Source organism: Ruegeria sp. CDSA020, assembly GCF_059612345.1.
In genome coordinates, this window is the sequence record NZ_JBXWQK010000004.1 from 231,585 (window position 1) to 253,447 (window position 21,863).

A 21,863-nucleotide genomic window follows, 5' to 3' on the forward strand; every position below is an offset into this window, starting at 1 on the left:
GATGGGATTGTGCGGTATTGCAATCAATGCATCATCCATAGGTAAAGACAGCCCCTTAACGAGTGTCTTGACTATTGTATAGCCACGAACCGGGGCAGATGCGCTGAAAATCCCGTATCCTGTCCGTACTGCTCCCTTTCAGTAGCGGCTTGAGACCCTCGCCACTTTCGGTTCGTTTTGTTGAGACGCGGCAGAAGCGCAGGCTTGGAATAATCAAAACAGGCGTTTTTCTGTAGAGCTTTCAACCGTCTGTAAACCAGCTGTCCCTGTCGGGCTGGCGGTCAACGTGACTACTCATTCGGGAAATCTACTACAAGCAGTCGGATTCGATAGCTTCTACGACCACGTTTTCTTCGAATTTAGGGCATGACGTTGAGCCAATGGCGCGGTCCCTCTTGCGTCTATGCAGACGCCAGCCGTTTCATTGCGCTCATGAGAGGCATAGCTCGCACACCTCCCTGCCCCGGCACTTCCTTTTCGTTGGCATAGACAAGGATGCGCTCTGAGGCGTCCAATTCTTCTGTCGCGATGTGAAACCCACGCGTGACCTTCGCTGATGTCGTCCGCTTGATCTCTATGGCCCAGAGGCCGCCGCGGGGAAGTTTCAATAACAAATCTACCTCAGCCCCTGCTGAAGAGCGATAGAAGCTTGCTTCTGTTCCGCGCGGTGCCGCGGCGATCAGGTTTTCGATGCAGAACCCTTCCCAACTGCCGCCGACAACCGGATGCCCAAGCAGGTCTTCCGGTGTTTCGATCCCAAGAAGCGCATGGGCCAGCCCGGAATCGCGAATATAAACCTTGGGAGATTTGACCAGACGCTTTCCGGCATTGGAATGCCAGGGCTGCAAACGTCGCACCAGCATCAGGTCGACCAGCAAATCAAGATAGCGCGCAACGCTCTGGCCAGAGACACCCAGGTTTCCCGCAAGTTTCGCCGCATTGAGTAACCCGCCTTGCTCATGGGCAAGCATCGTCCAGAACCGGCGCAATGTTTCCGCCGGGATGCGCAACCCAAAAGCCGGAACATCGCGTTCCAGATAGGTGCGGATGAAATCCTCGCGCCATGCCAGGCTGGTTTTGTCGTTCTTGGCAAGGAAGCTATCTGGAAACCCACCCCGCAACCACAGCGCAGAGATCGAGTCCACTCCGGTTTCCGACAAAATGAAAGGCGTCAGCTCGTGATAGCTGACCCGGCCAGCCAAGGATTCTGCGCTTTGGTGCAGAAGCGTGTTCGAGGCCGACCCCAGCAGCAGGAATTGCCCAGTCCGATACCCTTGTCTTCGTCGTCGGTCAATCTGACCGCGTAATGCCTTAAACAGGCCTGGCATAAGCTGAACTTCATCGATCACCACCAGGCGCCCAACCTGCTCGTCGAGATAGAGGTCTGGCTCTTCGAGCACCTGGCGATCAGCAGATCTCTCCATATCAAGATAGACAGCGTCACGGCTTTCAGCGATATCCTGCGCGAGGGTTGTCTTCCCAACTTGCCGCGGCCCAAGCAGGACTACGCCCGCCTGGTTCTCGAGAGAGTCTTCAACTGACTTTCTATCGCCGCGCTTGATCATACCTTGCATTTATTCCATTTGGTGGAAGATTTACAAGGATAAAATTCCAAATTACTATCCAGTGAAACCTATCGTCTCGGCCCATCACCCCAGAACCATGACACGCAAGTCTGGACCTTATGTCGAGCATAATCGTGGAAAGCTGCGTCCCATTTGATCAAGAGAAAATTTAACCTGAGTACGTTCTTCTTTCTTAACTATTAAATTCGAAAAGTCCTCTTTGCGTCCCTCAATTTCATTTCCATTGCCCTGAAGGGCGAAGCCAACTAGGTACTTGCCGCGCACAAACCCCTAAGAATCTGCGAAAAGTCAAATCGCAGAAAGGACCAGGATCATGACCATACCGGCAATCAAAAACGCTGACACAGGCACGCTGGCTGGCTCGGGAATGCATATTCTGGTCGATCATTACGGCAGCCTATACCTAACCGACGTAACGCGCATCGAAGAGGCACTGACCGGCGCGGCGCGGGAAGCTGGCGCAACGATACTGTCGGGCAAGTTCCACAAATTTGGCGGGCATGGCGGTGTGACCGGTGTGTTGTTGCTGGCTGAATCCCATATTTCGATCCACACTTGGCCGGAAAATGATTATGCCGCCATCGACATCTTCATGTGTGGCACAACGCAACCGGGCAAAGCGGTCGCATATCTTGAGAAGCACCTGCGCCCTGCCCGAGTTGAAATTACGCGCGTCAACCGCGGTTTACCGGAACCAGTAGTCCCAACCGTCTAAGTAATATCCCATCAGTGCGTGCGATTGCAGTGTATTAGGTTCGGCATCGACCCGGTCGGTATCACCGCCAAAAATCTGTGCCGCGCGCCAAACATCATCGTCGAGATAGCTCAGCCCATCCGGCAGTTCGATTCTGCGGTCGGTCAATGGTTCAAATGTAGCCAGAACAAACCCCCATTCGCCGAAGCTCGGCACGTAGCTGTGATAGGGAACCGCCTGCAGTCCCCGCCCGGGCCTTTGCGGATTGCGGCTGCTCTCGATCGTTTCGGCCACCGACCAAAAGGCCTGTCGGGCAAAGAACGGTGATCCAGCCTGAGTGACAAAGATCCCCTGCCCGCTTAGCCGTTCGGCCAGCAAGCCGTAGAATTGCTTGGTGTATAGCCTGGACAAGGCGATGGATTTGGGGTCTGGCAGATCAATGATCACCACGTCGTAAATCTGGGTTTTCCGCTCCAGAAATCTCCAGGCGTCTTCGTTGACAACCGTCACGCGCGGGTCGCTGAGAGCATTGTCGTTCAGCTTGGACAGATCTGGATGGTCGCGAAACAACTGCGTCACACGCGGATCAAGATCCACCAGCGTCACAGTTTGAACATCTGGATAGCGCAGCACCTCGCGCGCGGCCATGCCGTCTCCACCCCCCAGGATCAGAATGTCACGCGCGCGCGGCGCAAGGGCCATGGCCGGATGCACCAGTGGCTCGTGATAGCGGTGTTCGTCAAGGGAATCGAACTGGATCGAATGATCCAGAAACAGGCGCACCCGGTCGCGGTACCGGGTGACGGTGATCTGCTGATACGACGTGGCCTCGGACAGGATTACATCATCTTCGAACAGTTCGGCCTCGGCGACCGAGACCAGCCGTTCGGACTGCCACAGTGCGCCCAGCGTTGCCACAAAGGCCACCGCCCAGACTGCCACCTGGACCCGCGTAGCCCATTCCCGAAACACCAGCAGAGACAGGCCAGCCACGGCAAGGTTTAGACCGCCAAAAGCCAGACTCGCCGACATCAGCCCCAGATACGGGATCACCAATAGTGGAAAAGCCAATGAGGCGACCAGCGCTCCGATGTAGTCGACGCTCAGCACGTTCTCAAATCGGAACTTCAGCGCCCCGATCTGTTCAAGCACACGGGCAATTAATGGGATCTCCATCCCGGACAAGATGCCAATGGCAATCAAAGCGCCGTAAAGCGGCAAGGCCACCTGCCCCAACCACGCATAATTCAGAAACAGCACCGGCGCCAAAAAACCGCCAACGATGCCCAGAAGGATCTGCGCCCAGACAAAACCGGAAAACGCATCCGAGACAAAACGCGACAGCCAAGCACCTACTCCCATCGCCGACAGAAAGATGCCAATTACCAGTGAAAACTGGCGGACGGAATCCCCCAGCAAATAACTGGACAAGGTGGCGGCAATCAGCTCGTAGATCAGCCCGGCGACGGCCACCAGAAAGGTGGCCAGCAACAACCACGCGGCACGCGCCTCAACCGCGCGGGGCTGGGTCATGACAGGATGACGGCCGCGATGATGATGGACACCGCTACAAACAGCAGCCCAATCAGGATCGCCAGCGCGATGTTTTGATCCTTTTCGATTTCGTGGACGACCGAGAAGGGTGTCATCCAGTCGATCACCTTCCACACGACCCACATCAGCGTCACACCCAGAAGGGTGTAAAAGATTGTGCTGATGATTTCTGCAATCTGAATTGCTGCTATATAATCCATTGATCCCTCACTATTTTATCCGATTTGACCGATAGTACCCGCCGCCACCGCTGCCGACCCGAACCGAAGTGTCCAAGTCACGGCTTTCGGCCCAATACCCATGCCACGAGACATAACCCGTGGCGGCCACGGCCAGAGTTGAAATGACGATGAAAATGATCCTGAAAGCTGTCACCTTAGTCCTCGTCCACCCAGTCTGTTCCTGACCACCGGGCGCGTTGATGTAACCATTGGCGCCCAAACTGGAACAGGAACAGTGCCCCAAACATCCCTGCCAGCGCGAATGACCAAAGACCACTGGACAGTCCGGTTACAACTCTGACTTGCAACTGGCTGAACGGCTGCCCCGGTACATGGCCTACGCCCGACCCGGTCCAAAGCCCCTGCTCAGGCACGTCTAATACCAGTGTGTAATCGCCTGTGCGATCTGGTCGAAACGTCAGGCTCGCAAATTTGCTGCCTTCGCTCCACGATCCTTCCGAGTCGCGCCCGGAGTAATTTTCGATCGTTCGACCCGCCTCGAATACTGGCTCTCCTTCGGGATCAAGCAGCTCAATGTCCAGATAGATCCAACTGTTTTTGACATTGCCCGAGAGGGAAACGCGCGTCAGTTGGCTGTCGGCTTCAAGCGGGATTGTGATCTCGGCCGGGAAGTCGCCACGTTTTAGCGCCTGACGCTCTATCGCCCTCTCTCCTGATCGTTGAGAGAAGGAAACCGCCATCACAAGACAAAGGATCATAAACACGAATGATACGACCAGCAAAAATCTATAGTTTGGGCCCTCGATGAAAGGTTGCAGCGGATGCACCCGATGTGGGTTCAGGTTCAATGAAACCCCAAAAGCTGCTTCGGCCTGCTGTTTCGAAACATAGAACGAGCGATAGGTCTCACGCTCGGACCCGGTGGTCGAAAACCCCAGCATCGCCGTATCAGACATCGCCGAAATCGTGGTTGTCTTTTCCCCCAGTGACGGCGGCCAGGTGAATTCACCCTCAACATAGGTGACCGCGCTTGTGGTGGTCTCGTAATACACAAAGCGCCCATCCTCGGTCGTCACAGAGGGAGGGGATTCCGCTGTCTCAACCCACCGCTCCGACATCCAGGCCGATCCGCGATAGCGTCTGGAAAACACCAGATGCCCCGCCTCAAGCGTCAGCCAGGCATAGCCGTGAGTTGGCGAATAGAGCTGATGGTCTATCCATTGGTAGACCCGTCCGCCCCAGCGCTCGGCATGTTCGATCAGACCAATTATGGTGAACTCGGCACCATACAACGACCCGCTCATCCCAATCGAAAGCGGGGTTTCCGGGCGTTTCTGATCCTTGAACTGACGCAATGTCCGGTAGTTGTTCTGTGCATCCAGTTCGGCCCCGCAATAGGAACAGATCTGCACAATCACCCGGCCACCGCCCAGCACATCCAGACCGGCGCCGCAGCAGGTGCAGTTGATCGAAAGAAGACTTGGATCCCGGGTCATGACTGCCGCTGAACCTTCACATCAAATGCGTCATACCACCGACCGTAAAACCAGATCGCATGACCGGGCCAGAATTCGCCGGACAACAAAGCCTCGTCCCCGGCGGAAGCGTTCACGAATTCATGGCTTTCCCCGACCTTTAGCACCTCATCGAACTGTCCGCGCAGGGCGATACATTCGGCATGTTCAACTTCGGTAACCGTGAATGTGGCCGCGTCGAAATCCAGCGTTTCGCCCAGCTTGAACGGAGGCATGAATTTCGGCCTGTCCTTTTCGGTCAAGCGTTTCTGCCGAACGACATCTCCCTCATCGAGCGATATCCAGCAGGTGCGGCCATCACCATCGACACCGCAGAACTCATCCCAGAACCCCCGCCCGTAGGAATAGCGCGCATGACCAAGAATCAATGTCGACGTTCGACCCAGTTGCACTTGATCGCCTATCCCGAACAAAAGCGGTGCATCGTGCATCTCACCCTGCTGGCCCGCCGATTGAACCTGGACATCATTGATCATCAACGTCGTACCGCAGGACGCACAGGTGGCAACCTTTATCCCTTTCAGCGCAATCGGGGTTTGCGCACCGCAGTTTGGACAGTTCAAAGTCTTCATGCTTTCAAGTCGCGCAAAGAAAATGAAAGTTCAAGCCGTTATTGGTTCTGGAGAATACACGTCCGGTGCCGCCTCGCCCTTGTTGCCAGAATTCAAACAGAACCACTTAGGTGGAACTGAACATGCTGGCGGTTCTGTTAGAGGTGCCGTCAGCCCCAGCAATCATCTGAGTTAGTCGTGAAATAGGGTATCAGCTGCGTCTTTGCTTATGGTTGTGCCCTTCCTGCCCGCAACAATATCCGCCAGATCGGCCAGTGCGCCGATGGCAGCGGATTTGCCGGTAAGCCGCGCAAACTGGGCGGCGGCCTCGACCTTTGGGCCCATCGAACCGGCGGCGAAATTGAACTTGGCCATGGCATCTGGTGAGGCGGCTTTTATGCCACGCTGAGTATCGGTACCCCAGTCCAGATAGGCACAATCAGCATCCGTTGCCGAAATGAACAGATCGGCGCCGACCTCTCGGGCCAGCAGCTCTGAGGCCAGATCCTTGTCGATCACCGCTTCTATCCCCTCCAGATAACCCGGAGAAGTATAGGCCGTGGGAATGCCACCGCCACCGGCACAGATCACCACGGTTTGCCGTTCCAGCAGCCATTTAATCGGCCTGATTTGAAAAATCCGTTTCGGCAGCGGAGAGGCAACAACCCGTCGCCATTTGTCACCATCCGCACGAATTTGCCAGCCCTTGTCGGTGGCCAATCGTTCAGCCTCGGGTTTGTCATATACCGGACCGATGAATTTTGTGGGGTCGTCAAAGGCGGGATCCTTGGCATCGACCTCAATCATGGTCAGCAGCGTGGCCAGAGGCGTCTCGGGCGGCAGACGGTTGCCCAGCTCTTGCTCGATCATGTACCCGATCATGCCCTCGGTTTCCGCCCCAAGCACGTCCAGCGGATAGGCCTCATCCGGTTTATAGGCGTTGCCCTGTAGGGCCAGCAATCCCACCTGAGGGCCATTCCCGTGGGTCACAATCAACTCGTTCCCCTCGGCAATGGTGGCCAACGCCTGCGCGGCGATGGCTGTGTTTTCACGCTGGTTCTCGGCGGTCAGGGCCTGACCGCGCCGCAGCAGCGCATTGCCCCCAAGGGCGACGACGATCCGCATAGCTCAGGCCCCCAGAGTGGCGACCAGAACGGCCTTGATTGTGTGCATTCGGTTTTCGGCCTGTTCGAACTGAATACCGGCGGGGCTTTCGAATACCTCTTCGGTGACCTCCATTTCGGTGATGCCAAATTTCTCGTGGATATCTTCGCCCACTTTAGTCTCGGTATTGTGGAAGGCGGGCAGGCAATGCATGAATTTGACGTTTGGATTGTTTGCCGCCGCCATTAGCGCGCTGTTGACCTGATAGGGGGTCAGCTGCTTGATCCGGCTGTCCCAGACCTCTGGTGCTTCGCCCATCGAGACCCAGACATCGGTGTGGATGAAATCCACGCCATCCACGGCGGCCGCAGGATCATCGGTGATGGTCAGCGTCGCGCCGTAACGCGCGGCGGCTTCTTCTGCCGGACCGCGGAATTCGTCGGACGGCCACAGATCACGTGGGGCGGCGATGCGGACGTCCATCCCCATCATGCAGCCCGCGATCATCAGCGAATGGCCCATATTGGACCGCCCGTCGCCCACATAGGCGTATTTGATGTCATGCAGGGGCTTTTCTCCATATTCCTGCATGGTCAGCAGATCGGCCAGCATCTGGGTCGGGTGGAACTCATCGGTCAGCCCGTTATAGACCGGCACGCCCGCATTGGCGGCCAGAGTTTCCGCCAGTTCCTGTCCAAAACCGCGATATTCAATGCCGTCGAACATGCGGCCCAGCACGCGGGCAGTGTCCTTCATGCTTTCCTTATGCCCGATCTGTGACCCCGAGGGCCCAAGATAGGTGACACCGGCACCCTGATCCATCGCGGCCACTTCAAAGGCGCACATGGTCCGGGTCGAGGATTTTTCGAAGATCAGGCAGATGTTCTTGCCTTTTAGATGTTGGATTTCAGACCCCGCATATTTTGCGCGCTTCAGATCGCGCGACAAGTCCAGCAGATAACGCAGCTCACGCTGGTTGAAATCGAGCAGTTTCAGAAAGCTGCGGCCCTTGATGTTAAATGCCATTGGTCAATCTCCTTTTTCAGTAATCGGGTTCAATAGTCCACGGGGTCACGCCAGATCGGGCAGGTCATGCAATGCCCGCCGCCGCGTCCACGCCCCAGTTCCGAGCCCGAGATCGTGATCACCTCGACCCCCGCCTTCCGCAGCAGCGTGTTGGTATAGGTGTTGCGGTCATAGGCAACGACCACGCCGGGCTCTAACGCCACCACGTTGTTGCCGTCGTCCCACTGCTCGCGTTCCTGATTGAATGCGTCTCCGCCTGTCTGAACGATGTTCAGAGATTTGATCCCCAGGCATTCGGCGGCCACATCGAACAGATGTTTGTCATCGCGCCGGAAGTCGATCGTGTCCTCTTTGTTTCCGGGGCGCAGGCTGATGCACTGGATGTCGTTACAGACATCAACATAGGCAGTCGCGGTCTCGCGGTCGCAATGGCTGAACACTGTATCCAGATGCATAGCCGCGCGGCTGCGGGGCATCTGACAGGCAACAACCCTCTCCGCCGCGCCTTTGGCAAACAGAGCGCGGGCGACTTGACCAACCGCCTGCGGACTGGTGCGTTCGCCCATGCCAATCAACACACTGCCATTGCCCCAGGGCATGACATCACCGCCTTCGACCGTGGCCGCGCCGTGATCCTTGTCTGGGTCACCCCACCAGATCTCGAAATCTGCGTCGCGGAACTCGGGGTGGAACTTATAGATCGCGGTCACCAACAGGGTTTCGGGGCGCCGCGCCGGCCAGTACATCGGGTTGACCGTCACGCCGCCATAGATCCAGCAACTGTTGTCACGAGTGAACTGCGTATTTGGAATCGGTGGAATCACAAAGCCCAATGGCCCCAGATAGCTGCCGAACATACCTGAGGGTTTGAACGGCATATCTTCGACCGCGATGCCGCCGATCAGATATCTGGCCAGATCCTTGGCCGCCATCTCATCCAACCAGCCGCGCAGCTCATTCAGCATACCGACGCCCACCTGATTTTCGGTAATGCGGCGGTCCAGAACCCAATTACGGGCTCCCTTGTCCTTCAGCGTTTCTGCAAGCAGCGTCTGGAATTCTAAAACCTGAACCCCGCGATCCTCCATCTTCATGCGGAAATCGGCATGGTCAGAGCGGGCTTTGTGCACCCAAAGGACATCGTCATAAAGCAACTCTGCCGCATTGCCAGGGGTCAGGCGGGAATGGGCCAGACCCGGTTCGCAGACCATCACCTTTCGAAGTTTCCCAATCTCGGAATGTGCGCCAAATCCAGTCATGATATCTCCTTTGATGTAATCGCGCCGGACTGCCAACGCAGCCAGACATGGATGGGCAACCCAGCCAACAGCAACAGGACGCCCCAGAAAACGACGTCTTTTCCAGCGCCGAAAATCGCCCAGAATGAATAGACAAAACCGAGACCCGCCAGCACAAAGGCCTGCGGTGGCAGGCGGGTGCGTTCTTTGCGTTTTGCGCGGATCATAATCTCGGCACCTGCGCACAGCAGGTAGGGAACCAGCGTGGATAGGGTGGCCAACAGAATGATGAATTCAAACTGTTCAGCCAAGGATCGGGTGTAGTTCATAGCGATCAAAGCGCTGGCTAGGAGGCTCGACGAGATCAGGCCAAATGCCGGCGTACCAGTCCGTGACACCCGGGCAAAACCGGCCGGGAACAATCCGTCACGCGCCGCGCCCAGTGGCACTTGCCCGGTCAGCAGCACAAATCCGTTGAGCGTGCCGAAGGTCGAAACGCAGGCCCCGACCGCGATGAATACCGCACCGCCAAACCCCCACATCACATGCGCAACATCCGCCAGCGGTGCGTTGCTTCCGGCCAGCGTGCCGGATGGCACCACCCCAAGCGCCACATAGGTCGTGGCGATATAGACCAATGCGGCAACACAGGTTCCGACAATCGTCGCAAGAGGGATCGTTTTGGTAGGGTTCCTGACATCGCCCGCCGGAACCGTTGCGGATTCGAGCCCCACAAAGGCCCAAAGCGTCAACGCCGCGCAGGCCGAGATCGCCGATATGTTCGACATACCGCTGAGGTTAACCGGCCGGAAGTTTTCAGGTTGGACATGGGACAGTCCCAGCAGGATCAGCACCAGCAGCGGGGCCAGCTTCATCACCGTGGTCACCACTTGCACAATCCCGGCCTGCCGAACGCCGCGCAGATTGACCCAGGTGAGCAGCCAAATCGCACCAAGTGAGACCGCCAATCCCGCGAGCGCAGTTTCCCCGATGGCGGGTACCATAAAGCTGAGATAGCCAGCAAAAGCGACGGCAACGGCGGCATTCCCAGACCACAGCGCAATCCAATAGCCCCATGCGATCAGGAAACCGGCAAAATCGCCAAAGCCCTCGCGCGCATAAGCGTATGGCCCACCGGTATTTGAAGACAATCGCGCCAGTCGCCCGAAGATTAACGCCAGAACAATCGCGCCACCTGCGGTCAGAACCCATCCCGCCATCGAGATTGGCCCGAACGCGGCCAGAGAAGACGGCAGCAGGAAAATACCGGACCCGATCATATTGCCCACCACCAGCGCGGTGCACATCCAGAACCCAAGGGTTCCTTTGGGTTTAGATCGGGTGTCGGTGGGCATAATGCGACCTCATGCCAACGCGGAAAGGCTGAGCCCGGCCATGATGATGACGATCAGGATCAGTAAAAGCGGCCACATGAAACTGAGCCAGCGTTCATAGGGCACACGCCCCAGGGCAAGCCCGCCCATGACCACCGCAAAGGTGGGGTTAATCAGGTTCACCAAACCGCTGGCTGACTGATAGGCCGTCACGACCAAAGACCGTTCTACGCCGGAAAAGTCTGCTAGCGGCGCCATGATCGGCATCGTCAGAACCGCCAAGCCCGAAGATGACGGGACGAGGAAGGACAACAGCCCCTGCAAGGCGAACATCGCATTGATAAAGGCCACTTTGCCCAAACCATCCACGGCACCTTCTGCCCAATACAAAATGGTATCGGTGATGTTTCCTGCGTCCATGACCACTACGATCCCGCGTGCGATCCCGATCACCAGCGCAACGCCCAGCAAATCCCGGGCACCGTCAACGAAGGTCGAGGTGAATTCCTCTTCCCCGATCCGTGCGATCAATCCCACGACTATCGAGGACACAATGAACAGGCCGGACATCTCGGCCATCCACCAGCCTCCTGCCGCGACACCCCAGATCATCACGCCAAAGCTGGCCGCAAAGATCAAAAGGATCAGCCCATGCATACTCGTAAAGGTCGGAGCTTCACCGCCCGTGCGGCCACCTTTGAGGAAATGCGCCTCATTGCTTTCGCGCTTGTCGGCAACGATGGACAGATCCGGATCGGCTTTGACCTTGGCTGCATATCGCATGACAAAGACCACACAGGCCAACCAGCACGCCAGCAACAGCGCAAAGCGCAGCATTATGCCATTGGTGAAGGGCACCCCCGCCGCATCCGAGGCGATGACTGTGGCAAACGGGTTAATCGTCGATCCCAGCGTGCCAACCCCCGCCCCCAGCATGATGATGGCCACACCCACTACCGCGTCATAGCGCGCGGCAATCATCACTGGGATGATCAGCGCGTAAAAAGCCAGTGACTCTTCGGCCATGCCATAGATTGTGCCCCCCGCAGCAAAGAAGGCCATCAAGATGGGGATCATCCATTTCTCGCGCCCCTTCAGACGCACCATTGCGCGCGCAATCCCGGCGTCAATCGCCCCGGTTCGCGTTACAACTCCCAAAAAACCGCCAATCACCAGCACAAAAAGTGCAACATCAATCGCCCGCGCTTCATAACTGACAGGGTCATAGAACCCCCCGATAGGGGCCAGTACGACATCATAGAACCCCTGCGGATTGGGCTCGACAACCTGATAGCTGCCCGGTACCGGAACATCGCGTCCCAGGGCTTCGTTAGCGACGCGGTCATATTGGCCAGCGGGAACAAACCAGGTTGCAATGGCGACCAGTGCTATCAACGCAAACAGAATTGTATATGCAGTTGGAAACTTGAGCTTCATGTCATCAAACTCCTAAAAGAGCTGAGATTGGGTTTCGAAACTTCCGGTCTCTTCATACAGTCTCAATTTGAGATTACAAAGGATGAATGACCCCGAGGCGACCTGAACGGTTCTACATGAACGCCATTCGCTGGCGCCGCGCATTGACCTGCATCAATAGAATTCAGGCTGACGCCGGATTCAGGTTGGTCAGTATTTGCTTTCCTACAGATCGTAAGTTGCTCACCTGAGTGCAGCGGTTAGCACCTTGCGATCCATCGCCCCAGTCTGGCAGAAACCCGCTTGAGACTGTGGTGATCATGTTGACATATCAGGCCATTTCCCTGAACCGGTAAGTCGCACATTTGCATTAGGCTTACCAAAGGCTAATGTGCAAGAAATTAAGGCGCAAATGCCCGTATCGAACAGTAACCCAAGGCTAACAACGTGAGCTCTGAAATTCCCAGGTCCCTGCCTGCCAGACATGAGTTGCGCAAGGTGCGCAACAAGGGGCTGTCATTTCTGGCACTGGCCTTCCTGTTCAGCATCTTTGTCAACCTGCTGATGCTGACCGGGCCTTTATTCATGCTGCAGGTTTATGACCGCGTCCTTGCCTCTCGGGCGGTTGAAACCCTCACGGCGCTGTTTCTGATTGTCGCTCTATTATATAGCCTTATGGCCATGCTGGATTTTGCGCGAGGACGTATCGTTGCGCGGTTCGGAGCGAGGTTTCAGTCGCAACTGGACGAGCGGGTGTTCGAGGCAACGCTGCGAAAATCTCTTGTACCGCAGGCCCGTGCAGCCCCAGCCACTGCCTTGCGCGACCTTGAGGCAATCCAGAACCTTTGTTCTTCACCTGTTTTGCTGGCCGTAATGGATATCCCCTGGACACCGGTTTTTCTGGCAGCAATCTTCCTATTCCACCCGATGCTTGGATGGCTTGCCGTTGCGGGTGGCGCGATCCTGATTGTCATCGCTCTGCTTAATCAGGCGCTCACTCATAGAAAGGTTGCCGCTGCGCAGCAGGCCTCGGCGCGGGCAGGCTCATTCTCGGAACATGCCAGACAAGCCGCAGAAGTTGTCCGCTCGCAAGGAATGCAGCAAGACATCTCGCAACGCTGGCTGACCCAGAGGACCGATGCGCTGAGACAGACCATCTCGGCAAGCGACTGGACCGGAAGCTTTACCTCATTAACCAAGTCGATGCGGCTGTTCTTGCAATCTGCCATGCTGGCATTGGGAGCTTTGCTGGTTTTAAGAAACGAACTGTCCCCTGGGGCAATGATCGCAGGGTCCATCCTGCTTGGGCGCGCATTGGCCCCGGTCGAGCAGGCGGTTGGCCAATGGGCATTGGTGGAGCGTGCGCGATCTGCGTGGATTTCACTGAACCGATTCCTGGACACCACCCCGCCCGAGCCGGATCGGACCAAATTGCCTGTACCAGATGCGCGCCTGATCGCCAAAGGACTGACCGTTGTACCACCCGGCGCCGATTTACCGACACTCAGGAACGTTTCACTGAAACTAGAACCGGGCAAAGCTTTGGGCGTGATCGGCAAAAGCGGGTCAGGAAAATCCACGCTTGCCAAGGCCCTGTTAGGATTGTGGAAACCGGCCGTTGGCGAAATCAGGCTTGGAGGCGCTACGCTGGATCAATACGGCACTGATGATTTGGGCCAACACATCGGCTATCTGCCGCAGGAAGTCACTTTGTTCAACGGAACAGTGACCGAAAACATCGCCCGGATGTCCCAAAACCCGGATTCGGAAGCGGTCATCGCTGCAGCCAAAAAAGCCAAGGCACATGACCTGATCCTGACGTTGGAAAAGGGGTACGACACGTTTCTGGAAGGCAATGACAGTCAACTGTCGGGTGGCCAAAAGCAACGTATTGCTCTGGCGCGCGCTTTGTATGGCGATCCGGTCCTGCTGATCCTGGACGAGCCGAACTCGGCTCTGGATGCTGATGGTACCGAGGCATTGAACACCGCGATCCGAGAACTGAAGGCCACGGGTAAATCAGCCATCATCATGACGCACCGACCACAGGCCATTTCGGAATGCGACGATCTTGCTGTTGTTGAAAATGGCCAGGTCGTGAAATCCGGCAGCCGCGATGAGGTGCTAAGCGCCATGGTTCAGAACGCAAATGCGATCAAAAAAGGTCTGGCACGGGTGGGTGAGTAATGCAAAAGCCCAATTATAATGACACGCGCCCTGTTTGGCGCATTACATTTCCTGCTCTGGTCGGGTTTCTCGCACTGGCTATTTTAATCGGCGGGTTGGGCTTTTGGGCGGTGCAGACCAGGCTGGCAGGCGCCATTGTATCGCAGGGCGTCATCGAAGTTCAAAGCAACCGCCAGGTAGTCGAGCATCCAGACGGTGGCGTGGTCGGCGAGATTTTTGTGCGCGACGGTGATTCCGTCACCGGCGGCGACATTCTGTTACGTCTGGATGACACGTTTCTGACCTCGGAAAAGACCATCGTTGAGGCGCAGCTGTTTGAATTACTCGTCCGAAAGGCGCGGCTTCAGGCCGAACGCGATGGCACTGATCTGACTGTTTTGACATCCGCGCTGAACGACGTTCAGAAACAAGAAGACATTGACCCTGAGCTGATCGCCGGCCAGCAACGCCTGTTCGAGGCACGTCTGAATACCCTAAATCAGCAGACTCAGCAGTTGAGCAAGCAACGCATTCAGATAGAAAGCGAGATCGAGGGCACCTTGGCGCAACTGGTCTCGCTGCGCCGTCAGGTCGATCTGATACAGGAGGAGCTGCAGGACCAGCAAAGCCTGCTTCAACGCGGTCTGACACAAGCCAGTCGGGTCTCCGCCTTGCAACGCGAAGAAGCCAGCCTGACAGGTGAAATAGGCAGGCTCGAAGCGGCTGCCGCGCGGCTCAAAGGCCAAATCGCGGCAACCGAGATCAAGATTGTAGAACTGCAGGCGACACGCCGCGAAGAAGCAATCACCGCCTTACGCGATGCGCAATCGAAAATCGCCGAACTGTCTGAACGCAGGCTCTCGCTTGCTGTTCGTCTATCGCGGCTGGATATTAGGGCGCCGGTTTCCGGTACTGTCTATGGAAGCCAGGTGTTTGCACTGCATTCGGTTGTACAACCGGCAGAACCGATGATGTATGTCGTACCACAGGAAATTCCTCTGCTGATTGCCGCTCGCGTAGATGCGATTCATGTGGACCAAGTGTATATTGGGCAGCCCGCCCTCCTGCGATTTCCCGCCTTCAACCAACGCGAAACCCCCGAAATCGAAGGGCATGTTGTCACGATTTCTGCCGATACGTTCACTGATGAGAACACTGGACACACATTTTATCGCGCTGAAATGTTACCTGATGCCAACCAGATCGAGCGCCTGAACGGGCAACGTCTTGTACCCGGCATGCCAGTCGAAGCGATGATCAAGACGGACGAGCGATCCCCGTTTTCATATCTGATAAAACCGATGGCCGATTACTTTAACAGGGCCTTCCGGGAATAGATTCCGTCGTCTTTAAACCGCTTCGAGATTGCCCAACAGGATCGAGGTCATGTCAGTCGTGATCACTCCGTCTAGCGCGATGACATCGACACCGGTTTCGTAGGTCACGTTTGAACTTGTGATCCCCGACAAATCGGCGTCCGCGTCCAGAAACACCCACTCTGCCTCATGCGCTGTGGGCAATCCGACGGCGATCTGCAAGATAGCCAGCGCATCCAGAGCGTTGATGAGGCCATCTTGATTTATATCGGCCGCAATCAGGTTTTCCGGTGCTGCCTGCCCCCATGTCGGGTCCAGTCCCACGGAAAGTCGCAAGACCTGCAATGCGTCCAGAGCGGTGATCTCGCCGGTCCCAGCCGAATAGGACTTTATGATATCCAGTTCACCGATAAATGTGCCCGAAGGCAGATCCAGATCGAACCTCCCTTCATCGTCGGCTTGGACATTAACCGTGCCGCCTCCGTCCGGGGTGAAACGTATTTCAGCGTTTGACAGACCGGGATTTGCAGCTTGTGAATCAATGGCAATATCCCCTTGAATGCCTGCAGAACTGCCCGGGTCGAGCCCGCCCAAACCGTTCAAATCCACCGGAATATGGTCTGGCCCGCCAAATCCGGCGCCAAAGACATCTGAACTGGTCAGCGGAGCACCTGACGCCGAAAACACCTGAACCACATTATCCAGATACTCGATCTGCGCACCTTGCGCGGTGGACGTAAAAGTGAGCTGTCCAGGTGAGCGCAGAAATGGATAGTCAAACAGATCCAGCCTGTCAGATCCGACTTCAAAATCGGTAATCGTTGTCATCGCGGTTCCGGTCTGCATCACAAAGATATCAGACCCGGAACCGCCGGTCATCGTAGTGGCCCCAATCCCCGCTATCAGGATGTCATCGCCGCCGCCGCCAAGTAGAGAGGCATCAAGGATGCTGCCACTGAGCATATCGTTCTGCGCGGTGCCAGTGACTGTCCCATAACCGTCCGCGACGATACCCAGGTCAGCGACCGAAAAAGTAAGCTGCGTCAACCCGGCCTCTTCTTGTGAGGCCGCAAAGATCTGAATTTCGTCCCCGACATGGGCCACGCTGAGCGATTCGACATTTTGCAGCCCGGTGCTCAACGTATCGGCAAAACTGTCCAGATAGACCAGTTGACCATCCGGTGTCAGGGTAAACAGTGTCACCCCATCATCGCCTCCCCCGGCCGCGACAAACACCTGACCATTCACTTCGACCACGGCCAGGTCCTGAGCCGATTCAAAGCGGGTATTCAGTGTATCCAGCACATGATCGGTGGGTATCAACCGGCCATCACCAGACAGCTCCATGACGCTGATCGTGTTGCTTTCGCTGCCAGCAACGATGACCCAGGAATGGCCATGCGCCTGCGCAATTTCGACGGCCGTTGGGGCGCCAATGCCCAAGGTCGCGACCCCATCGCCGGAATCTGCGAGGCTCAAGGTTCCTGCGCTGCTGTCCACCAAATAGGTCGTTATCGAATTGCTGGTGGCGTCGGTTGCGACGACAAATTGATCCGACCCGGACTGAGCGGTCTTGATCGAGTCGGCCTGACCTGCAACGGCCCCCGCAAAGGTCAGTGAGCCGTCTGAGCCAACCGTATAGGTCGAAATCAACCCGCTGCCCTCTTGCGCCACGGCCAGAATGTCGACCGATCCAAAGGAAACCTGCACTAAGGCCGAATAGCCACCCCCACCGCTCAGGGTCCCGGTTTCCTGTAATTCTCCGATAGATCCGTCTGGAAGGATTTCGTAGCTGACAAGGCCGGTTGCGGACCTGACATCCAGAACGATGTGATCGCCCCCCAACAGAGAAACCGTTACCCCGGAACGTCCAACTGTGCCCGAGATTGTACCACTGAAATATTCTATGTCTTGCTGCTGGGGAACTGCGCCTTCGACGAGGTGCCATACAACAATGCCCCCTCCCTGTCCGGTCAGGCTGTACAGATACGTTTCCCCGTTAAACGTTTCTAAAGCCGTATCGCCGATACCTGAATCGAGCGCTGCGCTCCCTGTTGCAACTACTCCGCCGAACTGAAGCATCATACCAAATCACCCCACGCCAAAATCTGGCTCTTGAACAGGATGATCTGATGCCCGGTCCAATACCAAAGCGGGATTGTGGTGAAAACGAGGAGTTCGGTTTCAGTTTAACACAATTTTTTCTGGTCCGACCGCATGAACATCCGATGGGCAACACACATGAACAAAACGTCGCTGCCCATGATTTCAGCGCGGAAACAGCATGTGAGGGCAAGATGACCAAAACACCTGATATGACACGCAATCCTGCAAGTACCCGGCCCGATGCGGGTCAGCGGCAACAGATACGCAAGTGGATCGACAACAAAATGCGCCGCTGGGTCGGGCGCGGCATCGCAGGCAGCCTAAGTTCGGCCTTGCTTGCCCTTCCTGCGTTGGCACAGGCCACGACCGAAGAACTGGACACCTTCCAATTCGCTGATGCGATTCCCGGCGTTAACAGCGCAAAGCTACTGGCAAATGGCGATGTTCTTCTAAAACTGGAAGATGGGCGCACGATTTTGGTCTCGGCAGAGAATGTTCATATCCTGGACGGCGGCTCCATCATGATTGCCGAAGATGCGGCGGCGGAAGTCGCGCAATTCGCACTGGCCGCCGAAGCCGGGGGAGCCGCAGCAGCCGCTGGCGGCGTTAGCGGCGCCGGTGCTGTTTTGGGGGGCCTTGGTCTGGCGGGTGCAGCCGCAGCAGGAGGCGGTGGTGGCGGTGGCGGTGGAGATGACGAAGCTCCGGCGCCCGCTCCAAATTTCCAGAGCCTGAACCTTGCTGGTCTGCAAGCGAACGCATTGAACAGCGCCAGCGCAAACCTGATGGCGCCGACCGGAACCACAACGGTCGAGGTGACAATCGGGTCACTGACCAAGACGGCAACGCCCAATCCAGATGGCAGTTGGAGTATTTCCCTTACGGCGGTTGAGGCGGCTAGCCTTCCTCAAGGTGTGACAACAGTCACCGTCCGCAACCTGGATGGAACGGGTGAGGAAGTATCGGTCGAAACGGTAAGATTTGATGTGGACACTCTTCCACCGACGGTCAGCATTACGGGCTTTTCGGACGGGGCCATTCTGAATGCTGCCGAGCAAGCGACTGATCTTACAATCTCGGGCACTTCTGACGCCGAGAGAGGTCAAACAGTAACGGTATCTGTAAACGGGCAGACTTATACTGGGACAGTGAATGGCGGCGGCCACTGGAGTGTTACCGTGCCAGCCACAGACCTGGCCGCCCTGCCTGACGGGGTGACCGTTTCAGTGACTGCCGATGTCGACGACCGCGCAGGAAATCCGGCGATACAGACAAGCGCAAGCTTTGACACAGACTTTAGCGCTCCAACGATCACGCTTGATCCGGTCTCTGGCGGCTCGATCGGCCTGGGGGACATTAGCTCTGATCTGGTTGTGTCCGGGTCAACGTCCGCCACAGACGGTCAGACGGTCACTGTGACGTTCGATGGCCAAGCATATATCGGCACCGTGTCAGGCGGTACTTGGAGTGTCACCATACCCAGCGGCGACCTCGGCTCGCTTTCCACCGGAATTCCGGCCACGGTAAGTGTTGTCGTAGATGATGTGGCAGGAAACCCATCGGTACCGGTCACCGCCTCGGTTCCGGTCGATCTGACGGGACCCTCGGTGAATATCGCGCCATTGTCGGTTGGCGCGGTCATCAACGCTGCCGAAACCGCCTCCGACCTGACCATCAGTGGCACAACAGGAAATGTTCAGGACGGTCAGGTGGTGACAGTATCTCTGGATGGGCAAAGCTACAGCGGCACAGTAAGCGGCGGCAGTTGGAGTGTCACAGTCCCGGCAAGCGATCTTGCATCGCTGACAGACGGGGCTAGTTTTACAATCACTGCGGATGTGCTTGACACAGACGGCCTATCTGCACCGCAGGCAAGTGTGCCCCTGTCCAAGGACGCCACTGCGCCAACTGTCAGCATCGACAACTTCTCCGACGGCGCTGTCATGAATGCAGCCGAACAGGGCACTGATCTGACAATCTCTGGAACGACGAACGCTGAGGATGGTCAAACCGTAACCGTTTCCATGAATGGGCAGGACTACACCGCAACCGCCTCTGGCGGTACCTGGTCGGCGACCGTCCCGGCGGTAGATCTTGCTGCCCAGTCCGATGCAGCAACCGTCAATGTTACCGCAGATGTCTCTGACGCGGCTGGCAATCCGGCCCTGCAGGCCAGCGGCAGTTTCACAACGGATTTCACAGCACCGGCGGTTTCCATCACCGGGTTGTCGGATGGTGCTGTCATGAACGCAGCAGAACAAGGAACCGACCTTACGGTGTCTGGAACTTCCGATGCGGCAGATGGCACGGTTGTGACCGTAGAAATCGTTCGGCAGGACGGCACAGTTGACGTCACCGGCACGGCGACTGTAACGGGCGGGTCCTGGACCTATACCGCCTCAGCCGGGGATTTGGCGGGGCTTCAGGATAGCGAAACCTACGATGTCGAGGCATCTGCTTCGGATGCGGCTGGGAACACAACAGCGACATCAACCAGTTTTGACACAGACTTTACCGCGCCATCGGTCACCATCGACCCTCTTTCGGTCGGGTCCGAGCTGGATGTGTCCGAAAAAGATAGTGACCTGACGATCACCGGCACAACAGATGCCGCCGATGGGGAAACGGTTACAGTCACACTGAACGGGCAATCCTATACAGGCACCGCCTCAAGTGGCACCTGGTCAGCAACCGTTCCGTCCGGTGACTTGGGAGCGTTGGCAGACAGCACAACCTTCCAGGTTTCAGCGACGGTTACGGATTCCGCCGGCAACATCTCTACCGCCGCCGCCACCCCGTTAACCACGGATTTCCGGCCTGTCCTGACAATCAATGACACCGGAACAACTGGTGCCGTTTCATTGGATGACGCCCAAAGTTTAGGAGTCGTTGTCTCTGGCACGTCAATAGGCCTTGCCGCAGGCGAGGCTGTAAATGTGACGTTGAATTCCGTGTCAGTCGGAACCGCTACGGTCGGTGCCGACGGAACCTGGACACTGTCGGTAAGTGCGGCCACCTTTGCATCGGTCGAGGCGGGAGATGATCTGGACTTTGGCGCAGAGGTATCTGTGGCAGGTGGCCCTGATCCTTTGCCAGTTACGGATGAAAACACGGCCCATGAACCTGCAGCCTATGTGATCACTGAAGCCGGACAAAGTGGATCAACGGTCACATTTGAAATCTACGCAGATCCTGATACGGATCTGTCCAGCGGTCTGGCGATCACAGCCGAACTGGGTTTCGATCCCTCAGTGGTGACGTTTGACACCGGATCAGATGTCGAGAATGGGGCATTCGATTTGTTCCTGACGAACCCGGTGAGTGGATCAGCCGTCAGTTTTGCTGGCGCGGCGACCACCTATTCCGACCTGTCCCAACCAATCGTCACATTCACGATGACAGTTCTAGATGCCTCTGAACCGATTGTTCTGACGTTGACGACTCCGGATGGTGGTCCATCGGTGCTGCAGATCGGGACGTCAGGCGACGACACTTTGATTGCAACCGACATCGACAACGTCATTCGTGGCCAGGACGGCGATGACACAGTGGATGTCTCAGGTGCTGGTCGGGACATTGTCGTGTTCGAGCCGGACCCAACAGCAAATGGCGTTGATACGATCACTGGCTTCACGACTGGACCCGCGACTGACACCGCTGATGCGATCATGTTCAGTGGATTGGATGTCGGCAGCCTGCGCGGCGACGGAACCGGTGTGGAAACGCTTTCAGTAGGGGATGCACTAGGCGCGGACACCGGAGTGGTTGGTTTGACGACAGAGCTGAGCGATCTGACGGCTCAAACCATCGAGACAGCGGTCGAAAGCCTTACCGGCGCCGGAGCAGGTGACGAGATCTATGTCCTGGCTACGGATGGAACTGACAGTGTGCTGGTCAAGGTCGACTATTCCGCATCCGATGCGGCGACAGTCGAAACAGTGGCCCATTTCACCGGATTGGATGACCTCAGCGGGCTTACTGCTGACAATATTCTGCATACCGATCCAACCGGGGCCAGTGCCTGACGCTCGACTACGCTGCCACCCTACGCGGGTGGC

At 56.8% G+C, this 21,863-nt stretch carries 17 protein-coding genes; 5 read left to right on the forward strand and 12 right to left on the reverse strand.

Annotated elements, in window-relative coordinates; all coding sequences use genetic code 11:
• Nucleotides 1-401 precede the first annotated feature (401 nt).
• On the reverse strand, nt 402-1,565 hold the full coding sequence (locus AC2FJW_RS08600) for an ATP-binding protein (protein WP_496749839.1): 1,164 nt from the start codon (nt 1,563-1,565) through the stop codon (nt 402-404).
• Nucleotides 1,566-1,899: 334 nt separating this feature from the next.
• Here AC2FJW_RS08600 and speD point away from each other — a divergent pair, with 334 nt between their 5' ends.
• Nucleotides 1,900-2,301 carry an adenosylmethionine decarboxylase gene (gene speD, locus AC2FJW_RS08605; RefSeq protein ID WP_496749840.1) on the forward strand — a complete coding sequence of 134 codons (402 nt, stop codon included), beginning with the start codon at nt 1,900-1,902 and terminating at the stop codon, nt 2,299-2,301.
• Here the strand turns inward: speD and AC2FJW_RS08610 are convergent.
• From AC2FJW_RS08610 to AC2FJW_RS08630, 5 genes are read right to left on the reverse strand one after another with little or no spacing between them, the layout of a single operon-like run.
• Nucleotides 2,272-3,813: a polyamine aminopropyltransferase gene (locus AC2FJW_RS08610; protein ID WP_496749841.1), complete on the reverse strand. Its 1,542-nt coding sequence runs from the start codon at nt 3,811-3,813 to the stop codon at nt 2,272-2,274. The genes speD and AC2FJW_RS08610 overlap by 30 nt on opposite strands.
• Nucleotides 3,810-4,034 carry a DUF350 domain-containing protein gene (locus AC2FJW_RS08615; protein ID WP_142636390.1) on the reverse strand — a complete coding sequence of 75 codons (225 nt, stop codon included), beginning with the start codon at nt 4,032-4,034 and terminating at the stop codon, nt 3,810-3,812. Before AC2FJW_RS08615 ends, AC2FJW_RS08610 begins: the two co-directional genes overlap by 4 nt.
• Nucleotides 4,035-4,044: 10 nt before the next feature.
• Nucleotides 4,045-4,209, reverse strand: a complete 165-nt coding sequence (locus tag AC2FJW_RS08620; RefSeq protein WP_496689284.1) for a hypothetical protein — start codon at nt 4,207-4,209, stop codon at nt 4,045-4,047.
• 1 nt (nt 4,210) lies between these two features.
• Entirely contained in the window at nt 4,211-5,512 is a 1,302-nt protein-coding gene (locus AC2FJW_RS08625; protein ID WP_496749842.1) for a DUF4178 domain-containing protein, read from the reverse strand.
• A complete protein-coding gene (locus AC2FJW_RS08630; RefSeq protein WP_496749843.1) occupies nt 5,509-6,027 on the reverse strand; it encodes a DUF4178 domain-containing protein in 519 nt (172 codons plus the stop codon). The genes AC2FJW_RS08625 and AC2FJW_RS08630 overlap by 4 nt, the downstream gene beginning before the upstream one ends.
• A 25-nt stretch (nt 6,028-6,052) precedes the next feature.
• Between AC2FJW_RS08630 and AC2FJW_RS08635 the strand changes: the two genes are divergently transcribed.
• Nucleotides 6,053-6,298 carry a hypothetical protein gene (locus AC2FJW_RS08635; protein WP_271948950.1) on the forward strand — a complete coding sequence of 82 codons (246 nt, stop codon included), beginning with the start codon at nt 6,053-6,055 and terminating at the stop codon, nt 6,296-6,298.
• Here AC2FJW_RS08635 and arcC read toward each other — a convergent pair.
• From arcC to AC2FJW_RS08660, 5 genes are read right to left on the reverse strand one after another with little or no spacing between them, the layout of a single operon-like run.
• Nucleotides 6,295-7,227, reverse strand: coding sequence for a carbamate kinase (arcC, locus tag AC2FJW_RS08640; RefSeq protein ID WP_496749844.1), 933 nt, complete (start codon nt 7,225-7,227; stop codon nt 6,295-6,297). The two genes, AC2FJW_RS08635 and arcC, sit on opposite strands and share 4 nt — an antisense overlap.
• A 3-nt stretch (nt 7,228-7,230) precedes the next feature.
• Nucleotides 7,231-8,232, reverse strand: coding sequence for an ornithine carbamoyltransferase (gene argF / locus AC2FJW_RS08645; RefSeq protein WP_496749845.1), 1,002 nt, complete (start codon nt 8,230-8,232; stop codon nt 7,231-7,233).
• 29 nt (nt 8,233-8,261) lie between these two features.
• Nucleotides 8,262-9,491: an arginine deiminase gene (locus tag AC2FJW_RS08650; protein WP_142636397.1), complete on the reverse strand. Its 1,230-nt coding sequence runs from the start codon at nt 9,489-9,491 to the stop codon at nt 8,262-8,264.
• The gene (locus AC2FJW_RS08655; RefSeq protein WP_496749846.1) at nt 9,488-10,825 is read right to left on the reverse strand and encodes an amino acid permease; all 1,338 of its coding nucleotides are present in this window, start codon (nt 10,823-10,825) and stop codon (nt 9,488-9,490) included. The genes AC2FJW_RS08650 and AC2FJW_RS08655 overlap by 4 nt, the downstream gene beginning before the upstream one ends.
• Nucleotides 10,826-10,834: 9 nt before the next feature.
• Nucleotides 10,835-12,241 carry a YfcC family protein gene (locus AC2FJW_RS08660; protein ID WP_496702704.1) on the reverse strand — a complete coding sequence of 469 codons (1,407 nt, stop codon included), beginning with the start codon at nt 12,239-12,241 and terminating at the stop codon, nt 10,835-10,837.
• A gap of 426 nt (nt 12,242-12,667) precedes the next feature.
• Here AC2FJW_RS08660 and AC2FJW_RS08665 point away from each other — a divergent pair, with 426 nt between their 5' ends.
• Together AC2FJW_RS08665 and AC2FJW_RS08670 are read left to right on the forward strand one after the other, a co-directional pair.
• Nucleotides 12,668-14,407: a type I secretion system permease/ATPase gene (locus tag AC2FJW_RS08665; RefSeq protein WP_496749847.1), complete on the forward strand. Its 1,740-nt coding sequence runs from the start codon at nt 12,668-12,670 to the stop codon at nt 14,405-14,407.
• Entirely contained in the window at nt 14,407-15,723 is a 1,317-nt protein-coding gene (locus AC2FJW_RS08670; RefSeq protein WP_496749848.1) for an HlyD family type I secretion periplasmic adaptor subunit, read from the forward strand. The genes AC2FJW_RS08665 and AC2FJW_RS08670 overlap by 1 nt, the downstream gene beginning before the upstream one ends.
• Before the next feature lie 12 nt (nt 15,724-15,735).
• Here the strand turns inward: AC2FJW_RS08670 and AC2FJW_RS08675 are convergent, their stop codons facing one another.
• Nucleotides 15,736-17,787 carry a beta-propeller fold lactonase family protein gene (locus AC2FJW_RS08675; RefSeq protein ID WP_496749849.1) on the reverse strand — a complete coding sequence of 684 codons (2,052 nt, stop codon included), beginning with the start codon at nt 17,785-17,787 and terminating at the stop codon, nt 15,736-15,738.
• A gap of 212 nt (nt 17,788-17,999) precedes the next feature.
• Here AC2FJW_RS08675 and AC2FJW_RS08680 point away from each other — a divergent pair, with 212 nt between their 5' ends.
• Complete coding sequence (locus tag AC2FJW_RS08680) at nt 18,000-21,830, forward strand: beta strand repeat-containing protein (protein ID WP_496749850.1); 3,831 nt, start codon at nt 18,000-18,002, stop codon at nt 21,828-21,830.
• Nucleotides 21,831-21,863: the final 33 nt, after the last annotated feature.

What these genes read in the sequence shown, in the direction of transcription:
- AC2FJW_RS08600 (WP_496749839.1), bottom strand. Translation starts at nt 1,565, where the DNA reads ATGATCAAGCGCGGCGATAGAAAGTCAGTTGAAGACTCTCTCGAGAAC.
- speD (WP_496749840.1), top strand. Translation starts at nt 1,900, where the DNA reads ATGACCATACCGGCAATCAAAAACGCTGACACAGGCACGCTGGCTGGC.
- AC2FJW_RS08610 (WP_496749841.1), bottom strand. Translation starts at nt 3,813, where the DNA reads ATGACCCAGCCCCGCGCGGTTGAGGCGCGTGCCGCGTGGTTGTTGCTG.
- AC2FJW_RS08615 (WP_142636390.1), bottom strand. Translation starts at nt 4,034, where the DNA reads ATGGATTATATAGCAGCAATTCAGATTGCAGAAATCATCAGCACAATC.
- AC2FJW_RS08625 (WP_496749842.1), bottom strand. Translation starts at nt 5,512, where the DNA reads ATGACCCGGGATCCAAGTCTTCTTTCGATCAACTGCACCTGCTGCGGC.
- AC2FJW_RS08630 (WP_496749843.1), bottom strand. Translation starts at nt 6,027, where the DNA reads ATGATCAATGATGTCCAGGTTCAATCGGCGGGCCAGCAGGGTGAGATG.
- arcC (WP_496749844.1), bottom strand. Translation starts at nt 7,227, where the DNA reads ATGCGGATCGTCGTCGCCCTTGGGGGCAATGCGCTGCTGCGGCGCGGT.
- argF (WP_496749845.1), bottom strand. Translation starts at nt 8,232, where the DNA reads ATGGCATTTAACATCAAGGGCCGCAGCTTTCTGAAACTGCTCGATTTC.
- AC2FJW_RS08650 (WP_142636397.1), bottom strand. Translation starts at nt 9,491, where the DNA reads ATGACTGGATTTGGCGCACATTCCGAGATTGGGAAACTTCGAAAGGTG.
- AC2FJW_RS08655 (WP_496749846.1), bottom strand. Translation starts at nt 10,825, where the DNA reads ATGCCCACCGACACCCGATCTAAACCCAAAGGAACCCTTGGGTTCTGG.
- AC2FJW_RS08660 (WP_496702704.1), bottom strand. Translation starts at nt 12,241, where the DNA reads ATGAAGCTCAAGTTTCCAACTGCATATACAATTCTGTTTGCGTTGATA.
- AC2FJW_RS08670 (WP_496749848.1), top strand. Translation starts at nt 14,407, where the DNA reads ATGCAAAAGCCCAATTATAATGACACGCGCCCTGTTTGGCGCATTACA.
- AC2FJW_RS08675 (WP_496749849.1), bottom strand. Translation starts at nt 17,787, where the DNA reads ATGATGCTTCAGTTCGGCGGAGTAGTTGCAACAGGGAGCGCAGCGCTC.
- AC2FJW_RS08680 (WP_496749850.1), top strand. Translation starts at nt 18,000, where the DNA reads ATGACCAAAACACCTGATATGACACGCAATCCTGCAAGTACCCGGCCC.